Annotated in this window: 18 protein-coding genes; 12 read left to right on the forward strand and 6 right to left on the reverse strand. The window is 39.3% G+C overall.

The genetic code is table 11. The annotated features are described in order from the left end of the window. Positions 1-38: 38 nt before the first annotated feature. Positions 39-5,066 carry a cadherin domain-containing protein gene (locus AACV33_RS07055; RefSeq protein ID WP_220488628.1) on the forward strand — a complete coding sequence of 1,676 codons (5,028 nt, stop codon included), beginning with the start codon at positions 39-41 and terminating at the stop codon, positions 5,064-5,066. 131 nt (positions 5,067-5,197) lie between these two features. Next, complete coding sequence (gene pdxH, locus AACV33_RS07060) at positions 5,198-5,833, forward strand: pyridoxamine 5'-phosphate oxidase (RefSeq protein WP_182700026.1); 636 nt, start codon at positions 5,198-5,200, stop codon at positions 5,831-5,833. Between the two features lie 108 nt (positions 5,834-5,941). On the opposite strand, the gene punR is transcribed toward pdxH, so the two are convergent. Continuing rightward, on the reverse strand, positions 5,942-6,844 hold the full coding sequence (punR, locus tag AACV33_RS07065; RefSeq protein WP_182700027.1) for a DNA-binding transcriptional activator PunR: 903 nt from the start codon (positions 6,842-6,844) through the stop codon (positions 5,942-5,944). Between the two features lie 133 nt (positions 6,845-6,977). Here punR and punC point away from each other — a divergent pair, with 133 nt between their 5' ends. Then, positions 6,978-8,171, forward strand: coding sequence for a purine nucleoside transporter PunC (gene punC / locus AACV33_RS07070; protein ID WP_182700028.1), 1,194 nt, complete (start codon positions 6,978-6,980; stop codon positions 8,169-8,171). Between the two features lie 120 nt (positions 8,172-8,291). Here the strand turns inward: punC and AACV33_RS07075 are convergent, their stop codons facing one another. From AACV33_RS07075 to arfB, 3 genes are all read right to left on the reverse strand, one after another. Then, complete coding sequence (locus tag AACV33_RS07075) at positions 8,292-9,935, reverse strand: DUF342 domain-containing protein (protein ID WP_182700029.1); 1,644 nt, start codon at positions 9,933-9,935, stop codon at positions 8,292-8,294. A 112-nt stretch (positions 9,936-10,047) separates the two neighbouring features. Then, the gene (locus AACV33_RS07080; protein WP_182700030.1) at positions 10,048-11,967 is read right to left on the reverse strand and encodes a RecQ family ATP-dependent DNA helicase; all 1,920 of its coding nucleotides are present in this window, start codon (positions 11,965-11,967) and stop codon (positions 10,048-10,050) included. Further along, positions 11,967-12,380: an alternative ribosome rescue aminoacyl-tRNA hydrolase ArfB gene (arfB, locus tag AACV33_RS07085; protein ID WP_012551458.1), complete on the reverse strand. Its 414-nt coding sequence runs from the start codon at positions 12,378-12,380 to the stop codon at positions 11,967-11,969. The genes AACV33_RS07080 and arfB overlap by 1 nt, the downstream gene beginning before the upstream one ends. 86 nt (positions 12,381-12,466) lie before the next feature. Here arfB and AACV33_RS07090 point away from each other — a divergent pair, with 86 nt between their 5' ends. The 5 genes from AACV33_RS07090 (at position 12,467) to AACV33_RS07110 (ending at position 19,294) form a co-directional block, all read left to right on the forward strand. Beyond that, complete coding sequence (locus tag AACV33_RS07090; RefSeq protein ID WP_012551459.1) at positions 12,467-12,823, forward strand: YibL family ribosome-associated protein; 357 nt, start codon at positions 12,467-12,469, stop codon at positions 12,821-12,823. Between the two features lie 240 nt (positions 12,824-13,063). Continuing rightward, positions 13,064-13,990 carry a 23S rRNA (adenine(1618)-N(6))-methyltransferase RlmF gene (gene rlmF / locus AACV33_RS07095; RefSeq protein WP_182700052.1) on the forward strand — a complete coding sequence of 309 codons (927 nt, stop codon included), beginning with the start codon at positions 13,064-13,066 and terminating at the stop codon, positions 13,988-13,990. 177 nt (positions 13,991-14,167) lie between these two features. Beyond that, positions 14,168-15,286, forward strand: coding sequence for an efflux RND transporter periplasmic adaptor subunit (locus tag AACV33_RS07100; protein ID WP_065609926.1), 1,119 nt, complete (start codon positions 14,168-14,170; stop codon positions 15,284-15,286). 1 nt (position 15,287) lies between these two features. Next, positions 15,288-18,440, forward strand: a complete 3,153-nt coding sequence (locus tag AACV33_RS07105) for an efflux RND transporter permease subunit (protein WP_182700031.1) — start codon at positions 15,288-15,290, stop codon at positions 18,438-18,440. A 146-nt stretch (positions 18,441-18,586) separates the two neighbouring features. Further along, positions 18,587-19,294, forward strand: a complete 708-nt coding sequence (locus tag AACV33_RS07110; protein WP_182700032.1) for a GntR family transcriptional regulator — start codon at positions 18,587-18,589, stop codon at positions 19,292-19,294. A gap of 24 nt (positions 19,295-19,318) precedes the next feature. On the opposite strand, the gene AACV33_RS07115 is transcribed toward AACV33_RS07110, so the two are convergent. After that, entirely contained in the window at positions 19,319-20,518 is a 1,200-nt protein-coding gene (locus AACV33_RS07115) for an enolase C-terminal domain-like protein (protein ID WP_182700033.1), read from the reverse strand. A gap of 261 nt (positions 20,519-20,779) precedes the next feature. Between AACV33_RS07115 and AACV33_RS07120 the strand changes: the two genes are divergently transcribed. The 4 genes from AACV33_RS07120 (at position 20,780) to AACV33_RS07135 (ending at position 24,880) form a co-directional block, all read left to right on the forward strand. Beyond that, positions 20,780-22,219, forward strand: coding sequence for a PTS transporter subunit EIIC (locus tag AACV33_RS07120; protein ID WP_182700034.1), 1,440 nt, complete (start codon positions 20,780-20,782; stop codon positions 22,217-22,219). Between the two features lie 90 nt (positions 22,220-22,309). Continuing rightward, positions 22,310-23,266: a sugar kinase gene (locus AACV33_RS07125; protein ID WP_182700035.1), complete on the forward strand. Its 957-nt coding sequence runs from the start codon at positions 22,310-22,312 to the stop codon at positions 23,264-23,266. 10 nt (positions 23,267-23,276) lie between these two features. Further along, positions 23,277-23,906: a bifunctional 4-hydroxy-2-oxoglutarate aldolase/2-dehydro-3-deoxy-phosphogluconate aldolase gene (locus AACV33_RS07130; RefSeq protein ID WP_182700036.1), complete on the forward strand. Its 630-nt coding sequence runs from the start codon at positions 23,277-23,279 to the stop codon at positions 23,904-23,906. A gap of 176 nt (positions 23,907-24,082) precedes the next feature. Beyond that, on the forward strand, positions 24,083-24,880 hold the full coding sequence (locus tag AACV33_RS07135; RefSeq protein WP_017021549.1) for a Cof-type HAD-IIB family hydrolase: 798 nt from the start codon (positions 24,083-24,085) through the stop codon (positions 24,878-24,880). A gap of 67 nt (positions 24,881-24,947) precedes the next feature. Here AACV33_RS07135 and AACV33_RS07140 read toward each other — a convergent pair whose 3' ends face one another. Beyond that, positions 24,948-26,498 carry a DHA2 family efflux MFS transporter permease subunit gene (locus AACV33_RS07140; protein WP_017021550.1) on the reverse strand — a complete coding sequence of 517 codons (1,551 nt, stop codon included), beginning with the start codon at positions 26,496-26,498 and terminating at the stop codon, positions 24,948-24,950. Between the last annotated feature and the right edge of the window lie 19 nt (positions 26,499-26,517).

Consider the following 26,517-nt stretch of genomic DNA (forward strand, 5'->3'; position numbering starts at 1 on the left):
ACCTCACCGGTTTGGCAACGGATCCGGATGGAGATACGGTGACTTACACCTTATCTCAAGATGATATTGATGCGGGTTTATTTGCGATTGATGCCACCACGGGTGTGGTGACGGTGATTGGCAATCTGGATCATGAGCTTAATGATACTCACTCGATTGATATTATTGCGACCTCTACCGATGGCTCAACCAGTACGGGTTCATTTACGATAAACGTGACGGATGCAGATGGTACGTTGCCGGGTGGCGGCGATACGGATAATCCGGTGGGTCCGGTTACCGATTCAAATGCATCAGATAATACAATTTCAGAGAATGCGGCAATAGGGGATGTGGTTAACCTCACCGGTTTGGCAACGGATCCGGATGGAGATACGGTGACTTACACCTTATCTCAAGATGATATTGATGCGGGTTTATTTGCGATTGATGCGACCACGGGTGTGGTGACGGTGATTGGTAATCTGGATTTCGAAACCGCAGAACAACATCAAATCGAGATAATTGCCACATCAACTGATGGCTCCATGAGCACTGAAACTTTTACCATTAATGTGTCTGATTTTGATGAAATTGCCCCTGATGCACCAATTATCACGAACATAACGGATGATTCCATCGCTAGCGATTATTCTAAAGTAACGATGCATGGCACAGGAGAACCCGGTGCGAGTATTATGTTATTTGATGACAATGGGGTCCAATTAAATACGACTCAAATATTGGTATCTAATGATGGCAGTTGGAGTTTTGATATATCGAATGTTTCGGGTATCGATCATAACGAAAATGAAATATTCACAGTGAAACAAACGGACGCAGCTGGCAACATAAGTGACCCGTCAGAGGTGGTACATTATTATCATGGCGATTTAGTTACTCCTATTACTGAAAGTTCAGATGATTATGTATTGCTAGGTTCTGGTGATGATTATCTTACCGTTGGTAGTGATGACAATAATGATTACTTGGTTTCTGATGGTGGGGTGGGAACAGATACCGCGATACTTAATTTCGCTCTTGCTACCGCCAATGTTGTGTTAAATGATGATGGCTCAATCACGATTACGGAAATGAATGGGGACGTAAATACATTCATTGAATTCGAAGAGTTTGAATTCACAGATGGTAATAAATCGGCTGATGAATTGTTCTCTCCTGAAGTGGCCATTGCTCGAGATGAAGATGACATTATTAATAGTGATCGTGAACAAATTACCTATGAAATCAAACTACCCGCAGGTGCTGTCGTTGGCGCAATATTATCTATTATTGTCGAAGGTAATTTAATTGAGACGATAACGTTAGATCAATCACATCTTGATTCTGGTGTTATAAATCGAGATCTCAATATTGTTGATGTTACGGATGGTTCACTGGATGTTTCGGCTGAAATTGTATATCCAAATCAACCACAAGGCAGTGAGTTCAAAGATACTGACGTACTTGATATAAATATTGATCCTATCGCGACAGATTTTGAACTCAATCTAATCGATGATTCAAGTATTCAATTTAGTTTTGAACCGCATGTCAGTGACATTGAAGATGACGTTAATCAAAATGATGGGAAAGCGACAACGATTGAGATCACGGATCTTCCGGAATTAGGCTCGCTTTACCTTGTTGATGGAAATACTCGAACTGAAATTACAGAATCTACGGTGTTAACTGAAGATTCCCAAATTGAATATGTTTTGAATAGTACGATTAATGATGATTTGAGTTTTAATGCAACGGATGATTTTGCACCTAATTATAATAACGGTACGGTTACGTCATTCACTCTTGCTAGTGGTGTTATTATTTCTGGTGGAACTTTTACAGGAGAGCGTCCAGACACATCAAGTACCTTAACAGCGGATGAGCTTTATTACGATGGAGCAACTAATGAAACAGGATTAGGTGTTGGTAATAAAGAGCTAGATGTTAGTGCAAAAGATTATATTGAAGTTGATTTTACTGAGGTAGGTAATTCAGGATCAACTGACGTTGATATTACGGAAGTTAATATTGATTTGGGAAGCGTTTGGGGTAACTACTCAAGTAATAGCAGTGCGAATGCAGAGATTCATGTGTTGCTATTTAAAGACGGTGTTTTAGTAGGGCAAAGTCCTTACGTTTTTGATGATGAAAATAATGATGTCTATAACGGAAGTGGTGAGTTTACCGCTAATGTTCAACTTGATAGTGGTTTTGACCAAATTCGTATTTATACCGTTCATGGTGAAGGTTCAAGCAAATCAAATTCTAATATGACACTACAAGGTGTTGAAGTTGTTGATGCGATCGTTAATGAAGATATTCATTATGAAGTGACAGACAGTGACAAAGGCATCGATTCTGGAGTTATTACCGTATCGACAGAGAGTACAGATCGTGCAATGAATAACGCGCCAGTTGTCGATGATATCTTCTTTAGAAGTGAAGGAACGGAAGATACCGTGATACAACTAAATTTGAATGATTTATTGATATCAGACAGTGACGGTGACGATGTTACTTTACTCAATATTACGGTGGATCCCGCTTCTGGGTCATTAGAACTACTCTTTGATGGTGACGAAGTCGTCGGCGCTACATTTACGCCTGCTGAGAATAAGCACTTTGATAGCAATGCCCCTGTTGAATTTCAAGTTACGGTAACTGATGGATACGAAGAATCGACAGGAACAGCCAAATTAATTGTTAATGCGGTTGCTGGCGAGCCAATGTTATCTGTCGTGTTCGGTGAATCAACAATAAGTGGCCCTGGTTTTGATACGAGTAATATCGAGTCTATTAAAGACTTCTTTGCCAATGGTGGGACACTTCCTGATATCGGAAATGTAATTTATAACGGTCAAATTGTGGTTGGTGATGATGGTAATAATCTAATTATTGGATCTGGTGGTGTTAATAATTTAGTTGGTGATTCTGTTCAGGGGATCGGAAATGATGTTTTTGTCGGGGGAGCTTATAATGACTCAATATATGGTGGAACAGGACCTCTTGATTCTGGCATTGATGCCGTTATATACAGTGGAAACATTGATGAGTATCTAATTACAAATCAAGGAGGGGCCCATGGTGGAGGCGTTGATCATTGGGTTGTCACTGATACATTAGGTAGAGACACGGGATACGATCATACCGCGCCAGAAGATAATGGAGACCAACTGTATCAAATTGAACGTTTAGTTTTCGCTGATGCGATTGTTGAGTTAAATCCTGATGGTAGCTATACCATAATTCAAGAAACTGAAACGTCACTTGATTTATCGGCTTCGGTTACCGACATAGATGGCAGTGAATATTTAGATGAAATTAAGATTTCAGGGCTACCTGATGGTGCTCAAATTATTGATAAGAACTCAAATGAACCTTTGGGTGAATTTAAAACAATTAATGGTGAACAGGTTTGGGTGATCGATATTGTCGGGCAAGATACCCAATCTATTAATTATGATAACTTAGTCGTTCGTCATCCATCAGAAAAGACACTGGATATTGATGTTACTGCCGTAGCAAAAGAATCTTCAAATGATTCGGAAGCGACAGTAACGGTCAATGCATCACCTAGCCAAGATATCTATGCAGATCAAGGTGGTAGCACCCCAACAACCCTAATATCTTTGATCATTGATTCATCAGGAAGTATGGATGTCGAACCATTCAAAGGTGAAAACTCTAATCCAGATCAGGATAAGAGCCGAATGGAGCTTGTACTAGAAGCCTCTGTCGCTATGTTAAATAATGTAAAATCTCAAGAAGGTTGGGAAGACGTTAAGGTTCAGCTTGTTGATTTTGATAATAAGACAAATGACGACAGTGACGTTGAATCTCTTGGGTGGTTTACCGTTGATTCCGCAATTGAGGCACTAAATACCGCGCTAAGTGATATTGCCAACGAAGACAGTGATGAAGATTTTTATCCAACCGGAGGCACTGATTATGAAGAGGGAATTTACGCGGCAATGTCTGGGTATCAAGACATACAAATAACCTCTATTACCGGAGAAACGAACGATGTCGTTTACTTCCTTAGTGATGGAGATAATAACGGTGGTTGGCACGGAGGTAATAGTGGACCTAAAGATGAGTGGGAAGAGTTCATTATAGGGAAAGACGTTACTGCTATTGGTATTGTGAGAGATTCAAATACCACCTTAAATGGGTTGAGCAATATCTCAAGTAAAGTGATTTACCTTACGGATGGGCAGTTAATTACAGAGCTGCCAAGACTGCGCCCTACAATTGGTCAGGTAGGCACTCTTCTAACGGCAATTATTGGATTAGATGCCGCCGCCGTCGTTATTGATGTAGATAAAATAGACATCTTGCAGCAGATTGATCAAAATGGAAACGTGTCTAACAGCCACTTGATTGCGAGTGAAAATAACAATCAATTAGTTATTGATACCGAGTATGGTGACTTACGTATTGCACAAGATGGCTCTTATTACTTTCAACCATCAGCATCGGCTCCTGAAATAGAAACAGGGAAATCGATTGGTTTTGAGATTCTCTATACAGTAGAAGATGATGCCGGAGCGGAAAGTGAACAATTGGTGACCTTAAATGTGAGTCCTAATGGCGAAGTTAACGCGGCAATAACTTCTAGTCTTAATGGCTCAACTGGCGATGATGTTGTTATCGGATCGGATAATGCAGATATTATTTTAGGCCATGAAGGTAATGATATTCTAATTGGCGGGTTAGGAGATGATATTTTAGTCGGGGGTACTGGTGAAGATATCTTTAAATGGGTTGACCAAGGAGTTAGTACTGGTAGCGATACGATTAAAGATTTTACTGTCGGTGAGGACTTGATTGATCTAACAGATATCATTAGTGGCAGTGATAGCGCGGTTGATATGGAAGATTTACTGTCTCATGTAACCGTATCTGAAAGTGGTGATGACTTAACGTTAGCGATTACCGATGATTCTGATAATAATCACACCATCATTGTTGAAGGCGGCGTTGGTTCATTTGGACTAGAAGATGCCAATTTCTCAAATCAATCAGAGATCTTAACTCAACTATTAGATAACCAACTGTTTAAGTTAGATGATAATAACTAGTTATATAAAGTGGATCTAGATAAAGGGCCTATTTGTGGCCCTTTTTACTTGTTACAGAACCTCAAGGTCTAACTCTTGATTAAATGATGTCAAAAGAGCACAATTTAGAAAAATCAGTTGGAGATATAATAATGGAATTAGAAGATATCCGTCGTGATTATAGCCTTGGTGGTCTACGTAGAGCAGATTTACCATTGGAGCCTATAGATCTGTTTGAGTTATGGCTAAAACAAGCAGTAGAAGCAAAACTGACAGATCCAACGGCAATGACAGTGGCTACAGTTGATAAAAATGGACAGCCATTTCAACGTATTGTATTGCTAAAGCATTTTGATGGCACTGGATTCGTTTTTTATACCAATCTTGCTTCTCGAAAAGCACAACACCTCGAAGATAACAGTAAAATTTCATTGCATTTTCCTTGGCATCCTCTTGAGCGCCAAGTGCATATTACAGGTACGACTGAAAAACTGACGGCGCTAGAAAACATGAAGTATTTCACGTCAAGACCGAAAGAAAGTCAGATTGCGGCGTGGGCAAGTAAGCAAAGCAGTCGCTTGACCGCGAGAGCGGCGCTAGAAGGGAAATATCTAGAACTGAAGCAACAATTTTCGAAAGGTGAGATCCCTGTACCTAAATTCTGGGGCGGGTTTAGAGTCAAGATTGATTCTATTGAATTTTGGCAAGGCGGTGATAGCCGTTTGCATGACCGCTTTCTATACAGCAAAGATCAAGATAAGTGGGCGATCGATCGATTAGCGCCATGATCTTGACTCAATGTGATATAGATTTACGTAATTAACAAAAAATGCAGAGGATCATACGATCCTCTGCATTTTTGTGTCGGTAGACATTAGAATAAAGCGAGTGGGTATTTATTTTAACCATTCTGTATTTAATTTTTCAGTATCACCGAGATAGTCCAATAACCATTGAATCGCAACTGACTCATTATTTTTATTCCATGCAAGACAACATGGACTGGGAGGGATATTGTTCTCAATTTGTTTATTAATGATTTCTCCAGAAGAAAGTAATCGTTTTGCTTTATGGCTTGGAATAACACCAACGCCAAGACCATCAATAAAACACTGCTCGGCACTGTGCCAATTAGGAACGATTAATCGGCGTTGATTATCCAGTTGCCAGGTTGTTCGCTTTGGTAATATACGAGAAGTATCTTCTAGACAGATCACTGGGTATTTCATCAGTTCAGAATCAGGGATGGCACCATTATAATTAGCAAGAGGGTGAGTCGTACTCATGACAAAGTCCCATGAAAGCTCTCCCATTGGACGATAAGAGAAATTACCACCGATAGGTATAGTTGCCGTTGCTCCAATGCCTATATCTGCTCTTCCTGTCATTAGGGCGTCCCATACGCCATTAAATACTTCCATTGTTAATTGAAGTTCTATATCTGGGAAGGTTGCATAAAAATCACGAACGAGTTGATTCACACTGTTTTCTCGTACCACGTTATCTAAGGCAACAGAGACACTTTGCTGCCAGCCATTGGCGACGCGTTGTGTATTTAAACGTATGTCTTCCATCTCTTTAAGCAGTTTTCTTGCTTGTTCAACAAAATATTCACCGGCAGCGGTTAATTCTACTTTTCTATGTAATCGAGTAAAAAGAGACACAGTTAATCGGTCTTCGACAGACTTAATGGTATAGCTAATCGCACTCGGTACTTTGTGCAGCTCTTCAGCGGCATGACTAAAGCTACCAAGGCGTGCTACAGACTCAATCGTGATTAATTCGTGATAAGAAAACATAAAAAACCTGATGGTGAATTGTTCACATCAAAAATATTGATGCAAAGTGCAAATATTATCGTTTCACAAGAGTAGCAACTAGCAAATAGAATGCAAATAATTCTAGAAATATGTTCATCTTTGGAGAAAGAACATGGATAAGCAAAAACAATCGATTCCTTATATCTGGCTTGCTGGCCTAAGTATGTTGGGCTTTTTAGCAACAGACATGTATTTACCTGCATTCGATATCATTCGTGGTGATCTGGTAACAACAGAAAGCATGATAGGTCTAACGTTAAGTATTTTCTTGTTTGGTATGGCTATTGGTCAACTTTTTTATGGGCGTTTGACTCAAAAATTAGGGACTAAAAAATCACTTATCATTGGTTTAACTATTTTCGCAATAAGCAGTTTAGTTGCTTCGTTTTCAACCAGTGTCGAAATGCTATTAGTTGCTCGTTTCTTCCAAGCGTTAGGTGCTTGTAGTGCAAACGTTATTTGGCAAGCAATGGTTATTCAACGTTATGATGCAAAAACATCTCAACGTATTTTTGCGACAATTATGCCTCTAGTTGCTCTTTCTCCTGCACTAGCTCCGCTATTGGGCGCAGCAATTGAAAAGTTCTATGGCTGGTCAATGATTTTTGTGACATTAACGATTATTGGTGTTGGTCTTGCGGTAAGAACATTTGCGGATAAAGAACCAGTACAAGCGGTAAACTCTAATGCAAAAACCATTACTTTCCGTGATGTTATTAAGTCAAAAAAATTCACAGGTAATATGCTGATTTACGCAGCAAGCTCTGCGATTTTCTTTGCATGGTTAACTGGATCACCTTTTGTAATGACACAAATGGGCTATTCAGGTGCAGATATTGGCTTAAGTTACATTCCACAGACCATTGCGTTTATTGTTGGTGGTTACGGTTGTCGTTGGGCATTAGAGCGTTTTGAAAGCCAAAAAGTACTTCCTTGGATTTTAAAATTATCAATCGCGAGTGTGAGTGTTGTGTTCTTAATTGCATGGCGCATGGAACCTACCTCAATCATTCCAATGCTAATTCCTTTCTGTTTCTTAGCAGCAGCGAATGGTGCGGTGTATCCGATTGTGGTGAATAATGCATTAATGGACTTTAAAGAAGGCAGCGCAGTTGCTTCTGGTCTATTGAACTTCTTACAAATGTTGTTTTGTGTAGCGGCAAGTGCGATGGTATCAAGCATTAGTTACTTAGGACCAATCTCAATGGGTAGCGTTATGTTACTGCAGTTGGTGTTCTTATTTATTGGTGCTGTCTTTGTATTCAAATCGAATAAAGAAGAAGAGATGGTATTAGCAAAACAGTAATACTTATTTTAGATGAGAATTATTTTGAATAAGTGAGCAGGATAAAAAATAGCATTGAGCGTAATCGTCAATGCTATTTTTTTTGTCTGATTATTTCTACTCGAGAATATCAGGTTTGGGTTAATATTTTTTCTTGATCATTACTGGCTCAATATCGATGTCGTAGCCAGAGTAAGATATCTTGCTTGGACTGTATTCTCTCTTCGTGACTAAATGTTCAGTATTGAATTGAACGTCTACACGAGGAAAAATTTTATTCGTTACAAAGACATGATTTTCTTTCAACCCTTTATTAAAGGTAATTTGCTCTTTTTCTAATTCAGATTTTAAAATAAGGAGATCTTGATTGGATTGTTCTTTGGATCTCAGAATTTTTTCTGCGAGCTCAGGAGATTGACGGGCAATGTTTATTTGTGAAATTTTGATGATTTGAGCACTCACATCATCAAAACGTTTTTGCAATGAATGAAGCGTTTCTTTTTGATCCATGAAGTTATGAAAAGCATTAACCTTAGTGTAAGCCCCGCCTTCAATCCCTAAATTTGCGGTTTTGATTGAGCCATTTGCCGTCGCACTTCCGCCACTGATTGTGCCATTTCTTTCTTCTTTATCAATAACAAAAATAGAGCCTAAAGACTCGACTAAGCAATGATTTGCATGCAATGTAATGTGAATATCATCGTGTGCGATTAAATGCGCATTTTGAGCTAACTTAGTTGTTATTGACCCTTCTGTATTTACCAAGCAAGTTAGAGCTTCACCTTCTGGCATTGGACGGCCAATGATGCCATTCATTACTGTGATGTCGTGTTTTGCAATGACTTCAGCATTTTCTATAAAGCCACCAACAGTAATCCCTCCTGTTGCAGTGACTTTCATTCCTGATTCAATGTCTTCCTGAATAAAAATACTGCCTTCAAATGACACATGTCCAGTGGTCGCATTGACTGTTTTTAGTGTCAGTAAATTATCGATAGCAACACCAGAACCATGAATTAATGGGGTGCCATCAATATCAGAAATAAGTAAATTAGGATCAACGAGAGAAATTGATGAGCCAGGATAAAGATGAAAGAAGTGTTCATTACCAGGGACTGCGGCGATCCGTTTTCCGGTCACTGTTTTCCCATCGACCCCTTGAGTCGCGGGGATTCGTGTCATTAAGGGCGTATTTTTCTTTACACTAATGACTTCGCCTAAATTACGCATATCCACATGACCATCAGTCGTTTTTTGTGGTTGTAAAATACGTTCGAGAATATTAGGAACTGAGGCGATAAAGACAGTGTCTTCACCCTGTATGGCTTCTCGACCTACAGCAATGATGTCTGAATACGTTTCTCCAGGAGTGAGCTCTTTGCTTTTTAATAGTAAGGTTTTAAGATTTTCTTTTTTGATGCCTTTTAAAATATAATTTTCTGTTAGGGCTGCGACAATAGCGGGACCACGTACAGAGTGACCTCCATATGCACCAGTGACGGTCATAGAAGCGAGCATTTCATCTTCTTGAAGGTGGATAGAGAGTTGAGCATCTAAACGTTGAGCTATTAATGTGTTTGTTATGGCGGTGAAATCGCCTTTATTGAATGCAGATAGAATGTCTTCTAATTTATTTTCAAACAAATAATATTCATTAGCCCCCATCGTATGCAAACCATGATGAATATCTGCCGCTTCAATCGGTTGAGTTAACGTGGTGTTTTCAGGAATAGTAAAATGTACAACAGATTCATTTTCTGAAAATGCTAAAAAGTGCTCAATCATATTCTCTCCCAAGACGTGCTGTTTCCGCAGCATAAGAGAGAATATTATCATTTATAACGTATGGGGTTCACATAATGTGTAAATAAGTGCCAACACGCTCACAGTTTATAAATCAGCCGTTTAGTTTTCCGATTAATTCAAGCACTTCAAAAAAGGGTTGGGATTCGAATTTTGCGTACCCTTGCATTTTATTGGCTTTAATTTTGGTTGTTAATGGCGTTGGAATACCACATAAAAATCGTGCAAAAACCGCATTGGCGAGAGGGGTCTTGCTGTTGTTTTGTAATTCTTGGCACCAGCTTCTTACTTGTTCGTCGTCCGTTAAAAATGACACACTATTCCTTGGAAGGTGTGCACCTTCAGAGCGACACGCCGAGCAATGACCACACTGTTCTGGCGCGTTATAATCTGCAAAATAATGCGCTAATGAGTGACTTAAACAAGTTTTAGTTTCAAAGAAATCAAGCATGGTATGAATTCGTTTAATCTCGCTTTCTTCTTTATTCTTAAATAATTGATGCTGCTCCTGAGAAAGGACATGAGTGCTTTCTACTTTGTTTAATACTTGATAAACCTCAGTCATTAACTTGCTTTCAAGCTCTATCCAACCTTGCTCATGAAAATAATCCAGGGCTGAAATAACACGTTTACGCTCACCTTGGTAACCCATCCAAAGCGCATCAAAATCGACGGTGTGCCATGTTTTTGCTTTTGGTGAGCATTGAAAAATAATAGACACAAAGTGTTGTCTTTCTGTTTGGAACTTACCAACGATCTCACTAACTGGAATTAAGGTTTTGAATCGGTAATCGGCGTAATAGCTGTATTTTGCTTGAATGATTTGTTTTAGTTCCAAATACACTAACAATGTTTTTAATGGGAGTTGACGTACGTTGCTGTCTTTAGATAAACGTAATAGTTGAATTTCCCATGTATCTGAGGATTTGTAGATATCGTCTAATACATATTGGATGGCTTCTCTATCAGGCGTGTCACCGTAAACAAAGTTTTCTAAGACATTAAGCCCTGAGGTATTAGCAAGAACCGTACAAAAAGAAGGGGCACCATCACGACCTGCGCGGCCAATTTCTTGTGAATAATTTTCAATGGATTTTGGTAAATCAAAATGAATAACTTGACGAATATCTGATTTATCGACACCCATACCGAATGCTATGGTAGCCACAATACAATTAAGCTCACCATTCATGAATTTATGTTGAATGTCTTCTCTAATATCGTGTTTCAAACCGGCATGATAGGCTTTGGCTTGAATGCCATTGCTTTGTAACCATTGAGCTACGTTCTCAGCCGTTTGTTGTAGCGTGACATAAACAATACTTGGTTGGTTTGGTTTCTGCTGTAGTGTCGCAAATAAAGTCGAACGTTTTTGTTCTTCTTCGACAGGAATAATTGAAATGTCCAAATTAGAACGGTAGAAGCCCGTGATAACAATATCGTCTTTTTCTATTTTGAATTTTTTACTCATGTCTTCAATAACCGCAGGTGTTGCCGTAGCCGTTAATAGTAAGACATTTGGGATGTTTAAGGCTTCTCTGTCTTGAGGGAGCTTGAGGTAATCGGGTCTAAAATTATGCCCCCATTCAGAGATACAGTGCGCTTCATCGACGACCAATAATGAAATGTTGATCTGTGCAATAAATTGACGGAAACGCTCATTCTTCAAGCGCTCAACGGAAATCATCAAAATTTTGATGTCGCCGTTTCTTACCCCTTGTAATATGGCTTGAGTCTCTTCACGAGTTTGGGTTGAATCTATGGATGCTGCCGCAATGCCTTTGCTTTTTAAAAAAGTAATTTGATCTTTCATCAAAGCAAGTAAAGGAGAAATAACCAAAGTCAGGTTTGGTAATAAAAGCGCAGGCAATTGGTAGCATAAGGATTTCCCTGATCCTGTCGGGAAGATGGCAGCAGACGAATGACCATTAAGTACTTTTTCAATAACTTGTTGTTGACCACCTCTTAAAGAATCAAAACCAAATACATCTTTTAACGTCTGCTGATATGTCATTAGTAATCTACCTTCTTTCTCATGTTCTTTGTTTGACCGTGTTGGGTCTTATTGTCTACACGTCTACGTTGAGAGTTACGTGTTGGTTTTGTTTCTCTGCGTGCTTTTTGAGTTTCAGCCGCGGATTGAATCAATACTTTTAAACGCTCAAGTGCGTCTTCTCTGTTTTTCTCTTGTGTTCTAAATTGTTGAGCCTTAATAACAATGACACCTTCCTTCGTGATGCGACTGTCTTTCATCTTGAGCAATCGCTCTTTATAGAAAGGAGGAAGTGTTGAACTATTAATATCAAAGCGTAAATGGATTGCACTAGAGACTTTATTAACATTTTGACCACCCGCACCTTGCGCTCTAATTGCGGTGAGTTCTATTTCCCAGCTGGCTAACTGAACATAATTTGAAATGGTTAGCATGTAATAAACCTATGATCGATCTTCTATTAGAGGGTATACTATCAGGTAGCGTCAATACGCACCATTTTCAATACAAAGGTAATTTCATGAGTGTAAAAGAAGAACTGCAAAAAATTCATCATCGACTAGATCGTTGTAAGCACCGTTTAGAGGCTGCACAAAAGCGCGACGATCAGCCTATTGTTAAACAGTTTTTGCATGAAATCCAAACGCTAGAAAAAAAAGTTGCAAAATTAAACGGTAAAAAGCAATTTGAAACAGGGAATAAAGGAACTGAAGTTCGTAACCTTGATTTCAAACGAGCGATTACTAAAGCAGAGCAAGCGGATATGGGCAAACTGAAAAAAGCAGTTCGCGGTCTAGTTGTTGTGCATCCAATGACGGCTTTGGGCAGAGAACTTGGTCTTAAAGAAATGACTGGTTTTGCTCCTGAAGCATTCTAATTAATAAGTTTATTCTTTATAAAAAAGCATCAGGTGTAGAAATACATTGGGTGCTTTTTTTATGCGCGTAATTTGAGGGCTTTCCTTTATTCTTATCGACGTTATTTAAAGTAATCAGAGTTAAGATAAGCTATTATAGCCGCCATTATTTATTACCATTGAGTTCCCATGTCTCATTCTCATTTTTCAAAAAATAAATCGGCATCTAAGAGTAATAACGAAGCGCCGATTAAAAAGTCTATGCATCCTCGCAATAAACATAATGCAAGTTATGATTTTCCTGCGTTGATTGCGACGTCCCCTGAACTGAAAGCATTTGTTGAAACGAATCAATATGGTAATGAATCAATCAACTTTTCAGATCCTCTTGCTGTTAAAGCATTGAACAAAGCATTATTAGCTCATTTCTACGATGTGCCTTTTTGGGATATCCCTGAAGGATACTTATGCCCACCGATCCCGGGTCGTGCTGATTACATCCATAATATTGCCGATTTACTTGCTATCACGAACGATGGCGAAATCCCAACAGGTAAGAGCGTTAAAGGCTTAGACATTGGCGTTGGCGCCAACTGTGTATACCCAATTCTTGGGCACAGTGAATACAAATGGAACTTTGTTGGTTCTGATACTGATCCACAAGCGCTTAAAATGGCGTCATTTATTGCGAACAATAACCCAAGCTTGAAGAAAAGCATTGAGTGTCGTTTACAGGCGAATGATGAACATATCTTTAAAGGTATTATCAAGCCACAAGATGAATTTGCATTTACAATGTGTAACCCTCCATTCCATGCATCAGAAGAAGAAGCAACGGCAGGATCAGAGCGTAAACAGCAGAACTTAGCGACGAGCAAATCGAAGAAAGGTCACGCGTATAATGAATTAAAAGGCGTGAAAAAATTAAATTTCGGTGGCCAAAATGCTGAGCTTTGGTATGAAGGCGGCGAGATCGCATTTATCACTAAAATGGCACAAGAAAGTTGTGAGTTTGCATTGCAAGTTCAATGGTTTACTACGTTAATTTCTAAGAAAGAAAACGTTGATACGCTTTATCAAGAATTAACACGACTTGGTGTAAAAACAATTAAGACGATTGATATGGCACAAGGTCATAAAATCAGTCGTTTTGTTGCTTGGACTTTTCAAGCAAATGTAAATTTATAAGCTTTTATATTGTTACTATAGTTGTTTAATATCATGTGGTTACATTTTATTGCATTCTAAAAGTAACTAAAAATACATTACTGACATATTCAGTAACAAAGTCGGTAATTTAAAGCTAATAATTTCAATCATTTAACTGTCAGAATAAGCATAATTCGACAGTTAAATGGTTATTTTATGAAATCTAAAACACTTCTTGCGTCTTTGGTGAGTGCAGCTTTACTCGTTGGTTGCAGTGATGACACGGTGAAAAATACCTCTCCCCAAGCCCCTCTTGTTGTTGCTCATACCGTTGAGTCTATTCAATATCAACAAGGAAAAACCTATATTGGTCGTATTGAAGCAATGGAAGATGCCTCTATTGTAGCTCATGTTTCTGGCTATATTCAGTCTCGCTCATTTAAAGAAGGCCAAATGGTCACTAAAGGCGATGTACTTTTCCAAATTGATCCTTCTTCTTTTGAAGCCCAAGTCGCCAATGCAAAAGCCGGTATTACTCAAGCTAATGCTGAATTGAAAAAAGCACAGCTTGATTTCCAACGTGGTAAAAATCTTCTCCCTAAAGGCAATATTAGCCAAGCTGAATTTGATGGTTTAACGGCTCAATTATTGAGTGGTGAAGCTCAGGTTGAATCGGCTCAAGCGCAATTGAAACTTGCAGAAGTGAATCTTTCTTATACGACAATCCTCGCCCCTTTCTCTGGCCGTATTAGTGACAGCAAGGTAAGTATTGGTGATTTGGTGTCTTCTGCGTCGGGTGAACTGACTACTCTGGTTAGCTTAGACCCCATTCAAACTCGATTTACTATCAGTGAACGTGAGCGTTTATTGATGGGTGTTGATCAAGTAAAAGGCGATGGTTCTGGTGCGTCTAACCAAGTTGAAGTTGTGCTTAATCTTGAAAATGGTGAAGAGTATAAACACCTAGGTAAGATTGATTACATTAGTAACCGAATTGATCAAACTACGGGCACATTAACACTTAGAGCATTGGTTGATAACCCGGATTACACTCTTTTACCTGGCCAGCATATCAATGTAAACCTACGTGAAAAAACACCGACTGACGTTGTGGTGACACCAAGACGTGCAGTGCAAAGTGATTTAGAAGGCAGTTTTGTCATGGTATTAACTGAAGGTAATGTGGCAGAAAGACGCAACGTTACTTTGGGTAAACAATTACCAGAAGGCGTGATTATCAGTTCTGGCTTAGAAGCTAATGAGCAAGTGCTTGTAAAAGGATTACAGCGTGTAAGAAACGGAGTTCAGGTTCGTCTAGAGAACGTGGAGTCTTAATATGTTAAGTCGATTTTTTATACAGCGTCCTAAGTTCGCTCTGGTTATTTCTATCATACTCACTCTTGCCGGAGCCATCGCACTCGCCATTCTTCCTGTGGCGGAATACCCTAAAATCAGCCCGCCTTCAGTAAGCGTGAATGCGTATTACACAGGAGCAAGCGCAGAGGTAGTAGAACAAGCCATTGCCGATCCAATAGAAACCTCGGTCAACGGTGTTGAGAATATGATTTATATGTCTTCTAAAAGTGCCAATGATGGATCGTACTCCCTGAATGTCACTTTTGATGTGGGCACTGATCCAGATATGGCTCAGGTCAACGTTCAGAACCGTGTGGCGCAAATCGAATCTAAACTACCACAAGAAGTTCGAATGGTTGGCGTAACAGTTAAGAAGCGTTCGCCGGACTTGTTAATGGTGCTGAACTTCTATTCTCCTAATGGAAAATACGATGATCAGTTTTTGGTTAACTACGTAAACTTGAACATCAAAGATCAGTTAGCGCGGGTTACGGGGATAAGTGAAGTTGGGGTTATTGGTGGTGGTGAATACGCAATGCGTGTTTGGCTAGACCCTGACAAAATGACTAACTTAGGCCTAACAACATCTGATGTTCAAGCTGCTTTAGCTGAGCAAAACGTACAAGTTGCTGCGGGTAAAATTGGTGCTGCACCTTATGCGAGTGCTCAAGATGTGCAATTTAACCTAGTGACAAAAGGACGTTTAGAATCGGTAGAAGAGTTTGAAAGCGTGGTGCTTCGTGCAAATAATGACGGTTCATCAGTTTATCTAAAAGACATTGCACGTGTAGAATTAGGGAAGAAATCTTATGATGGTAATGGTCAATTTAGAGGTCAACCTGCATCTATCGTAACGCTGTCTCTGCAATCGGATGCAAACGCATTAGAAAGCGGCCAAGCGGTGATGGACATGCTAGATAAACTCAGCGTAACCTTCCCAGAAGGCATGTCGTATGAAACCAGTTATGACACGACATTATTCGTAGCTGAGTCTATTAAAGGGGTAATTAAAACCCTGATTGAAGCCATTTTATTGGTGATTGCGGTAACGTATCTGTTCTTGGGCAGTGCGCGTGCAACGTTAATTCCTGTCGTTGCAATTCCTGTTTCGTTAATTGGTACGTTTGCAGTCATGCTAATGACAGGGTTTACGATTAATACCGTGACGTTATTTGGTTTGATCCTAGCGATTGGTATCGTGGTGGATGATGCAATTTTGGTTATCGAAAACGTCGATACCATCATGAAGCGTGACCCCTCATTGAGCCCAAGAAAAGCCACATTAATGGCTATGAAAGAAGTGACTGGTCCAATCGTTACTTCAACTCTCGTGCTATTAGCGGTGTTTATTCCTGTGGCGATGTTGCCGGGAATTACTGGCATTATGTATCGTCAGTTCGCATTAACCATTTGTATTGCTGTTGTTATTTCATCAATTAATGCGTTAACACTTTCTCCTGCATTGTGTTCTTTAGTACTAAAACAGGGGGGCGATAATACGGCTCGTTGGTTTAAAGCGTTTAACCGTGGTTTAGATAAAGTCACTAATAAATACGGTGAAATAGCAGGTTTCTTTGTTAGAAAGACACTGATCCTGATGATGTTCTTTGCTGTGGCTCTTGGCTCGGTAACTTACCTTGCAAAAAATACCTCAACGGCATTTGTTCCTCAAGAAGATAAAGGGATCTTATTGGTCAACGTACAGTTACCGGATTCAGCGTCACTTTCTCGTACTGAAGAAGTTTCAGCAAAACTGCTAGAGATTGTAGAAAGCGAACAAGGCGTAGATGGGGTTACCGTGGCTAATGGTTACGCATTCTTAACGGGAGCTTCGGCATCAAACGGTGCCTCACTGTTTGTGAAGCTAAAACCGTGGAATGATCGTAACGATATGGAGGGAGATAACTCTTCATTCGCTATCACTAATCGTATTAATGCACGTTCAGCGATGGAATTGCCAGGAGCGGTTATTTTTGCGATGGGAGCGCCAGCGGTTCCGGGCATGGGCGCAGCCTCTGGTTTTGAATTTGTCTTGGAAGACACATTAGGGCGTAATCGTACTGATTTGGCGAACGTGATGAATGAAGTGATTCAGACGGCCAATCAGCAGCCTGAAATTCAATATACCTTCAGTACGTTCCGTGCCAATGTTCCGCACTACTATGTAGATTTTGATCGTGAAAAAGCGAAGCAACTGGGCGTATCATTAGGATCTATCTTCCAAACGCTGCAAGGCAATTTGGGATCGATGTACGTAAATGATTTCACCATGTTTGGTAAAAACTTCCGAGTAACCATGCAAGCAGACAGTGAATATCGCAGCAGCATGGACGATTTGGATAAATTCCATGTACGTGCAAGTTCAGGTCAAATGGTGCCATTAAGCACTCTGGTTACTTATGACACGGTATTTGAACCAGATGTAGCGTGGCGTTACAACATGTATCGCTCAGCAGTCATTCAAGGTCAACCGGCGGAAGGTTATTCCAGTGGTGATGCGATTGCAGCGATGGAACGTGTGGCAGCAGAGGTGCTTCCTCATGGTTACCAATATGAATGGACGGGCATGGCTTACCAAGAAGTAAAAGCGGGTAACCAAGCGATTTATGCCTTTGCTTTAGCACTGATCTTTATCTACCTGTTTATGGTGGCGCAATACGAGAGTTGGAGTATTCCTCTCGCAATTATTCTTGTTGTGCCTGTTGCTACCTTTGGTTCTTTCTTAGCCTTGAATTTAGCTGGAATGCCCTTGAACCTTTATGCTCAAATTGGCTTAGTTCTCTTAATCGCCTTGGCAGCTAAAAATGCTATTTTGATTGTGGAATTTGCTAAGAATGAGCGTGAAGAAAAAGAGATTGATTTAAATAACGCGTCGGTTAACGGTGGTCGTTTACGATTCAGAGCAGTAAACATGACATCGTGGTCATTCATCTTAGGTATTTTGCCATTGGTGTTTGCATCGGGGGCGGGTTACATCAGCCAAAACTCTTTGGGTGTATCGCTCATTGGCGGCTTGTTATGTGTGCTATTGGTCGGTACGTTACTTGTTCCTGGTTTCTACGCCATGGTACAGCGCCGTCGTGAGAAGCTGCATGGTGGCAGTACCAAACTGGTTCCAATTGATGATGAGTAAATCATTGCCTGATTATTCATAATTTAATAAAGGAGCCTTCGTGGCTCCTTTTTTGTCTTAAAGAAGGTGAGTATTAATCATAAGACCCTGTATTATTGATGTTATACTTATTAAATAAGTTGTCAGCCCTTATATGATGGAATGATATGAAAAAATATGAATTAGTCGTTCAAGATATTATTAGTAAGATTTGCCAGAATAGTATCAGTCATAAATTACCATCAGAAAGAGATCTATCTGAAATATACGGGTTATCACGATTTACGATTAGAAAGGCATTAGCAAAGTTAGAGTCTATAGGTATAGTAAAAGCTAAGTTAGGCTCTGGTTATTTTGTTAATTCTTCCGTGATGGGCGCACCTTTAATATATAACTCAATTACTGAAAATAGTTTTGATGAAATTTCCTATAAGAAAATAAAGCTGAATAAGAAATTGCCAGACCAACAAGACAAACAAATATTTTCAATTAGTGATGATGATTATATATGGAATATACGTAGACTAAGATTGATTCATAATAAAGTGATTCAAATAGAAGATGCAAAAATCCCCGTTAGATTATTTTCAGAAATGAATGAACACATTATTGAAAGCTCACTTCAAAAACATGCATTATCTATTGGGTTAAGCATTGATAGTTATTTAACTACTTATCAAGCCATTAGTGTATCAAAAGAGGATGCGGATATTCTAGGTTGTAAAAAGAATACGGCAGCGATGAATATTACGAATCGAGGTTTTCTAGACAATGGAGAGTTGTTTATTGTCAGTAATATTATCGACATTAATTATCAATGTACTTATCACACCCCATTTAACAGTGAAAGCATTGATTATCGAGATAAAAAATAGCCGCTCATTAAGCGGCTATCGTTTTTAAGGGGTATGAATTGAGCCATCAGGAAGTCGGCTTTGCGTCCATTCGTGAGGGCGATACATTATTGGGAACTCCTCCGCGGCTTCTTGATTTATTTCTACACCAATTCCCGCAATTTCTGATGCATAAAGATAACCATTGATTGGTTCAGCAGCATTAGGGAACACACGCTTTGTATTTTCGTTATACTCAACATGCTCTTGAATTGCTGCATTATGTAAATGAACATTTAAGTGCGTATTTACTGCTGCACCGATAGGTGTCATGTCTGGTGGACAGTGCCAAGCAAGGCGCACTCCGAACGTTTGGCATAAATGCCCAAGTTTTAGTGCCGGTGTTATGCCACCAATTTGAGATACGTGGCAGCGGATAAAATCAATACGACGGTTAATGATTAACGCTTTCCACTCTTCGGGGTTATTAAATAACTCCCCTAATCCTAATGAAACGGAGGTTTGGCTTCTGAGGTTATCTAGCCATTCTGTTTGGTTTGGCGGTAAAATATCTTCAATGAAGTAAGGTTTAAATTGTTCCACTTCTTTTGCAAATTGAACGGCTTGATTTGGAAAAAGACGTTCATGAACATCATGTAAAATATGGAATTTATTGCCGTATTTTTCTCTAAGAAGTCGGAACATGGTTAAGGTGTTATCCATGTACTGATCTTGATCGTAGTATGAACCTTCAGTTGGATTTTGTGCGGTATTTAAATGACTTGGAACGCCACCGTAAAAGCCCAACTGACAGCGTATATGCTTATAGCCTTTATTTAAAAACGAATCAACCAAATCATAGATACCCTCCATGGTGTCACTAGTAGCATGGGTATAGACAGGGATCGCATCTCTTGATTTACCACCAAATAATTGATGCAAAGGCATGCCTGCTAATTTGGCTTTTATATCCCACAATGCCATATCAACACCAGAAACTGCATTATTAATGACAGGACCATTACGCCAATAAGCGTTAACCATCATCATTTGCCAAATATCTTCAATATTGTTCGCATTTTTACCAATAAGAAGTGGTTTTAAATATTCATCCACCATTGTTTTGACTGCGAGTGGACGTTGTTGAAAGGTTGCACAACCAAAACCAGTGACTCCTTGATTAGTTTCAACAATAACCGTAATTAAGTTATGTCTGTCTGGTTTTGTAATTATACAATGAACATTTGAGATGATAGTTTCTTTCACAATAAAATAACCTAAATTAATGTTAACTCCTATTATATAACCGTGTTAAAAGCGACATTTCAAGTGCTAATTTTGGGGTTAAAATAATTGGTCTGGAAAGGTTTTTTATTTCATATATAAAACAGACCAATCATTAAAAAAGCGTGAAAAAAGATTTTTTCCAAGTTTAAATGTGAGTTAGCTCTCTTTTTTCATGGTTGGATTAATATTGGTTATAGATATGATATCTCCAGTTAAGCCACTTCAACTAACAGGTATGTTATGCAAAATATTGAAACGAATGACGAGGTTAATGCTAATTTAGACTCTTCATCTAAAAAGAAAAACCTGAGTGAAAATATACAGTTATTAATTAGTGCTCTTGGTGATGAAAAGAATATAAGCAGTATTACCCATTGCATGACAAGATTACGATTTAAGCTAGTGGATGAATCTCTTGTTAACGAGGAAGAGATCAAAAAGATAGTGGGTGTGAAAGGCGTTGTATTACAGCAAGGTCAAACGCAGGTGATTATCGGGGTTGAGGTTGAAAAATGGTTCAACGCCATGTCAAATACCTCAAGTAATACAGAGACTTCTACTCCTGTAGATCATCTTGAAAAAGGTAAACTGTTTCAAGGTATTATGAGAATAGTTGCGGGCATTTTTGGACCTGTAGTACCTGCTATTGCAGGGGCTGGAATGTTGATGGGTCTGCTTTCTGGACTTATTGCGACCAATGTTATTTCTGAATCTTCAGATACGGTTTTTTTCTTCCGTTCTATCTCTGTTGCTGTATTTTTCTTCTTACCTATGTTGGTGTCATTCTCTGCAGCGAAGGTATTTAAAGTTAACGAATATATTGCGTTAGCCGTTTCATCGGCAATGCTTGCACCTAAATTGGTAGAGAAAGCAGCACAGCTAAAAGATGTTGGTGCTGTTCCAGAGCTAACCGTGCTTGGTGTTGTCCCTATTGATTTGCTTAATTATGGCGGTGCGATTGTCCCTGCGATATTAGCGATCTGGTTATTGTCTAAAGTAACGCCTTTAGTTGATAAGTTAGTTCCTTCATCAGCAAAACCTGTATTTACGCCACTTTTAGCCTTTACTGTGACTTCAACAATTACGCTGTCATTCGTTGGCCCAGCGGGTATTTGGTTGAGTAATGGTGCGGGTTGGGTCGTTGGTTCATTACTTGAGATCTCTCCAACACTCACAGGTTTTGTCTTTGGGTTAACTCGTCCAATTACGATTGTGTTTGGTATTCACCACAGCATGACGCCAATCAGCTTGAACAACTTTGCGTTATATGGAAAAGATTTATTAATGCCAATCATGTGTTTAGGTAATTTGGCCATAGCGGGTGCAACCATGGCAGTTTGGCATAAACAACGTAAATATGTATCTAAAGAAGAGTCATCAATTACGTTAGGCTCTGGTGTGACTGCAATTTTAGGTATTACAGAACCTGCGTTATTTGGTGTTCTTACTAAATATACAAAAGCCTTGATGACAGCAAGTTTAGCGGCGGGTGTGTTTGGTGCAATATCAGTAACCATAGATACTCACTTAAACAGCTATATTTTATCGTCTGTATTTAGTATGCCTGCGTATTTATCTGGAGGTACTCAGAACTTTATTCAAGCGATTTTAGGGGTATGTGGTGTGTTTATTCTCTCTTATATTTTAACGTTCTTGTTCGTTAAACTTGATGATAAGTAATCTCTTTTAATAGAGCCGTGAAGTGAGCCGCTTATTGCTGCAAGTTAGTAAGTAATAGCTCACTTTCGTATTTTAAGGTAAGGGTTAGATATGAGTCACATCGCTATTATTGGTGAGTGTATGATCGAGTTGAATGGCTCGCCATTTGGAGACATGCATCAAAGTTATGGTGGAGATACATTAAATGCCGCGATATACCTAAATCGAAGCTTACCATCGTGTTTGAAAGAACCTTATTCGGTACGTATCAGTTATATTACCTCCGTAGGGACGGATGCTATCAGCCAAGAAATGATCAAGCGTTGGGAAGATGAGGGGATCTGTACTGATTTAGTTCTTAGAGATGACAAGCGCTCCCCAGGTCTTTATTTGATTCAACTTGATGATAAGGGAGAGAGGACATTTTTGTATTGGCGTAATGATTCAGCTGCACGCTATTTGGTTCAACACCCTGATTTTGAAAAACTCAGTAAGGAGCTTAATAAGGTTGATGTCATTTTCGTTAGTGGGATTAGCTTAGCGATTTTGCCTGATGAAGACAGATACGCTTTATTATTGTTATTAAATGAATGGCGCCAACAAGGGATTACGATTGTTTTTGATAGCAACTATCGTTCTAAATTATGGGATTCAGAATTAGTTACAAAAGAAGCGTATCAACGATCTTATCAAACAACGGATATTGCTTTAGTTACTTATGATGATGAGCAGCTGTTATGGGGAGATAAAAACCCTAAACAAACCGTCACTAGGCTTCATGCATTGGGTGTTAAAACCGTAGTGGTAAAACTTGGTTCTGAAGGCTGTCTTGTTAGTGAAGCAGCAGAGCAAGAGCCTACATTAATTGCGACAGAACGTGTTGAGATAGTTGTAGATACTACCTCAGCAGGAGACTCTTTTAATGGTGGTTTTTTATCTTGTTACCTTACTGGAGGCTCAATGATAGAAGCTTGCCGTCAAGGTAATGCACTGGCTGGACTGATTATTCAGCATCACGGAGCCATTATCCCTAAAGCCATCACTGATACTCTTTCAATACCCACGTAGGAATAAAAAAATGTCGACAATTAATGAACAACTACAAGCGCTTAAAGTCATTCCTGTTATTGCTTTAGATAATGCAGAAGATATCATTCCATTAGGTAAAGTGTTATCAGATAATGGACTTCCTGCGGCTGAAATAACGTTTCGTTCAGCCGCTGCGATAGAAGCCATTCGATTATTAAAGCAATCACAACCGCATATGCTTATTGGTGCAGGAACTGTCTTAAATGGTCAGCAAGCACTTGAAGCAAAAGAAGCGGGAGCAAGTTTTGTTGTCTCTCCTGGCTTTAATCCTAATACCGTAAAAGCGTGCCAAGAGATTGGAATTAATATTATTCCGGGTGTAAATAACCCGAGTACGGTAGAAGCCGCATTAGAGATGGGGTTAACAACACTCAAGTTTTTCCCTGCAGAAGCCTCTGGTGGTCTGAACATGGTTAAATCTTTAGTGGGCCCTTATGGTGATATTAGATTAATGCCAACAGGTGGTATTACTGCATCAAACATTAAAGATTATTTAGCTGTACCCCAAGTGTTGGCTTGTGGTGGAACATGGATGGTAGACAAAAAGCTAATTAAAAATAAAGATTGGGACACGATTGCACGATTAACGAGAGAGATTGTTGAATTGGTGAAACGTTAATATGATCAATCTTTAGTTAATAGAATTACAGGAGCCTTCGTGGCTCCTTTTTTCTTTTTGAGCTTCTTGAAATTAAGATCTCATTTTGGACTAGAGTCATTCGGAGCGAGGAAAGCTAAGGTATATACTCAATTCTTATTGCTTCACGCATTCAATTTTTCTTCGAGTACTTACCCATGCCAAAATATAACGTAAAATTTATCGCTGCCGATATGGATGGCACATTACTTAATGAAAATGGCAAGCTAGACCCAAGCTTCTTCGATCTTTATCAGCAATTAGAAAACAACAACATAATGTTTGCTGCGGCGTCTGGTCGCCAGTATTACAGCCTAGCTGAAACATTTGCTCCAGTCAGTGATCGTATGATGTTCATTGCGGAAAATGGCACGCTTGTTATGCACAAAGGCCAAGAGCTTTACAGTTGTACTATCCCTAAAGATTCTATTGATAATATCGTAAATCAAGCGCGTTCGGTTGAAGGTACACATTTGGTGTTGTGTGGTAAAAAATCGGCGTATATAGAAACTCAAGATCCAAAGGCGGTGGCTGAGTTTTCAAAGTATTATCATCGTTGCCAATATGTAGAAGATGTACTTGCTGTTGATGATGAATTCATTAAAGTCGCCATTTGTCATTTTGATGGTTCGGAAGAAAATGTGTATCCGACGATTAATGCAAAATTTGGGCACAATCATCAAGTGGTGGTAAGCGCTAAAATTTGGCTAGATGTGATGAATAAAGTGGCTTCAAAAGGTGCGGCTATTAAACATCTACAACATACATTGGGTTTTAGTTTTGAAGAGACAATGAGCTTTGGTGATTACCTGAATGATTTAGAAATGCTGCAAGAAAGCTACTATTCCTACGCAATGGAAAACGCACATCAAAAAGTAAAAGAGACAGCACGCTTTATGGCACCAAGTAACAAAGAGGCGGGTGTGTATACCGTGATTAAAGAGATGGTGCTATAAAATACAGTAAAATTTGAATAAAATGCCATAAGTTAAACACTGACTTATGGCATTTGTCATTGAATTATTAGGCTTCTTTTATCGCTTGATCTTGATTTGCAATTTTCTTCTTAAATAATGCAATGAAAGGAATCAGCAATAAATAAGAGACCATTATAAATCCAAACGTAGACACAAACGCCATCATTGTCGATTGTTGGTGTAGTAACGCTTGGATCTGCGCTAAGAACGAAGGGTCTGTGATTTGATACCCTTGGGAATGAGCGGCTTGCTGTAGTATTGGATTACTTAATGTGAGATCCCCACCTAAAGAGTTCCATTCTTTTTGTTCCATACGGCTGAAGTAGGTATTAACAATCGAAATACCAAACGATCCGCCAATAGTACGGAAAAGGTTAAACATTACCGCCCCATTTACTGCATTTTGTTTTGATAACGTAGAGTAAGCTAATTGGCTTAATGGCGAGAAAACTAAACCCATGCCAGCCCCTTGAATAATACTAGGGAACAAAATCCAAAACATATCGATATTTAACGAATATTTTATCATTAAATAGGTGCCATATGCGTTGAGTAGCAAGCCAATAACAATCAGCACTTTTGCATTTAGCTTATCCATGTAACCCGCGAGCATGATTAATACAATGGCTGAGGTTAACCCTCTGGGAGCCATCGCAATACCCGTGGTATCAACAGGATAATTTAATAATTGCTCTAACATCATCGGTTGTAATTGGGTAATACCAAACATCCCCATCGCAAACCCACCCATGACTAAACAAGACACCGCTAAATTACGATCTTTGAGTAACCATATTGGTGCGATATCTCCTTTTATCTTGAACGAACGTCGAACAAAATACGCAATAGCGATAGCACTAATGATGGATGAAAACAGAATCAGATTTGAACTAAACCAGCCTTTTTCATTCCCCTGATCAAGCACCATTTGCAGCAAACCAATCCCTAACGCCATTCCAATCACAATTGGCCAATCGATTTTAGTCGGTCCTTTGTTTTCAATTTTTACATTAAAGTAAATCAGAGATAAACAGATAAGCCCAACAGGAAGATTGACGTAAAATATCCATCGCCAATCCATATTCTGAGTAATGATACCACCCAGAGTTGGACCTAGGATTGGACCAAGTAATATCCCAACACTAAACAAAGCCATGGCTTTACCGCGTTGTTCTTGAGGATAGATTTGAATCATAATCGACTGTGATAATGGAATAACAGATGCCCCAAAAGCACCTTGCATGATCCGGAAAGTCACCATTTCAGCCAATGAGTCAGCCTGACCACATAGCGCAGAGGTGATAATAAACCCAGCCACAGAGATTAATAGTAGCTTTCTAACCCCGACTTTAAGTGCTAAAAAGCTGGCTAAAGGAATAAAGATAGCCTCAGCCATTGAGTAGGACGTTAACACCCATGTTACTTGCTCTGAGGTCACGCCTAATGCACCCATCATGTGTGGGAGGGCAACATTTGCGATAGTCATATCAAGCAATACCATGATGGCAGAAAGCATTACAGCGAGGGTGACTAAAGTTCGTTTGGTATCGCCTTTATCCTTCAAGCTTTCTTCTGCCGGTATAATGACATTCGTCATGATTGTTTTCCTTTTTGCC

The organism is Aliivibrio sp. SR45-2, from assembly GCF_963890165.1.
Classification (GTDB): Bacteria; Pseudomonadota; Gammaproteobacteria; order Enterobacterales; family Vibrionaceae; genus Aliivibrio; species Aliivibrio salmonicida.

Coding starts and splice junctions, on each gene's coding strand:
- pdxH (WP_182700026.1), top strand. CDS start 5,198: ATGGAATTAGAAGATATCCGTCGTGATTATAGCCTTGGTGGTCTACGT.
- punR (WP_182700027.1), bottom strand. CDS start 6,844: ATGTTTTCTTATCACGAATTAATCACGATTGAGTCTGTAGCACGCCTT.
- punC (WP_182700028.1), top strand. CDS start 6,978: ATGGATAAGCAAAAACAATCGATTCCTTATATCTGGCTTGCTGGCCTA.
- AACV33_RS07075 (WP_182700029.1), bottom strand. CDS start 9,935: ATGATTGAGCACTTTTTAGCATTTTCAGAAAATGAATCTGTTGTACAT.
- AACV33_RS07080 (WP_182700030.1), bottom strand. CDS start 11,967: ATGACATATCAGCAGACGTTAAAAGATGTATTTGGTTTTGATTCTTTA.
- arfB (WP_012551458.1), bottom strand. CDS start 12,380: ATGCTAACCATTTCAAATTATGTTCAGTTAGCCAGCTGGGAAATAGAA.
- AACV33_RS07090 (WP_012551459.1), top strand. CDS start 12,467: ATGAGTGTAAAAGAAGAACTGCAAAAAATTCATCATCGACTAGATCGT.
- rlmF (WP_182700052.1), top strand. CDS start 13,064: ATGCATCCTCGCAATAAACATAATGCAAGTTATGATTTTCCTGCGTTG.
- AACV33_RS07100 (WP_065609926.1), top strand. CDS start 14,168: ATGAAATCTAAAACACTTCTTGCGTCTTTGGTGAGTGCAGCTTTACTC.
- AACV33_RS07105 (WP_182700031.1), top strand. CDS start 15,288: ATGTTAAGTCGATTTTTTATACAGCGTCCTAAGTTCGCTCTGGTTATT.
- AACV33_RS07110 (WP_182700032.1), top strand. CDS start 18,587: ATGAAAAAATATGAATTAGTCGTTCAAGATATTATTAGTAAGATTTGC.
- AACV33_RS07120 (WP_182700034.1), top strand. CDS start 20,780: ATGCAAAATATTGAAACGAATGACGAGGTTAATGCTAATTTAGACTCT.
- AACV33_RS07125 (WP_182700035.1), top strand. CDS start 22,310: ATGAGTCACATCGCTATTATTGGTGAGTGTATGATCGAGTTGAATGGC.
- AACV33_RS07130 (WP_182700036.1), top strand. CDS start 23,277: ATGTCGACAATTAATGAACAACTACAAGCGCTTAAAGTCATTCCTGTT.
- AACV33_RS07135 (WP_017021549.1), top strand. CDS start 24,083: ATGCCAAAATATAACGTAAAATTTATCGCTGCCGATATGGATGGCACA.
- AACV33_RS07140 (WP_017021550.1), bottom strand. CDS start 26,498: ATGACGAATGTCATTATACCGGCAGAAGAAAGCTTGAAGGATAAAGGC.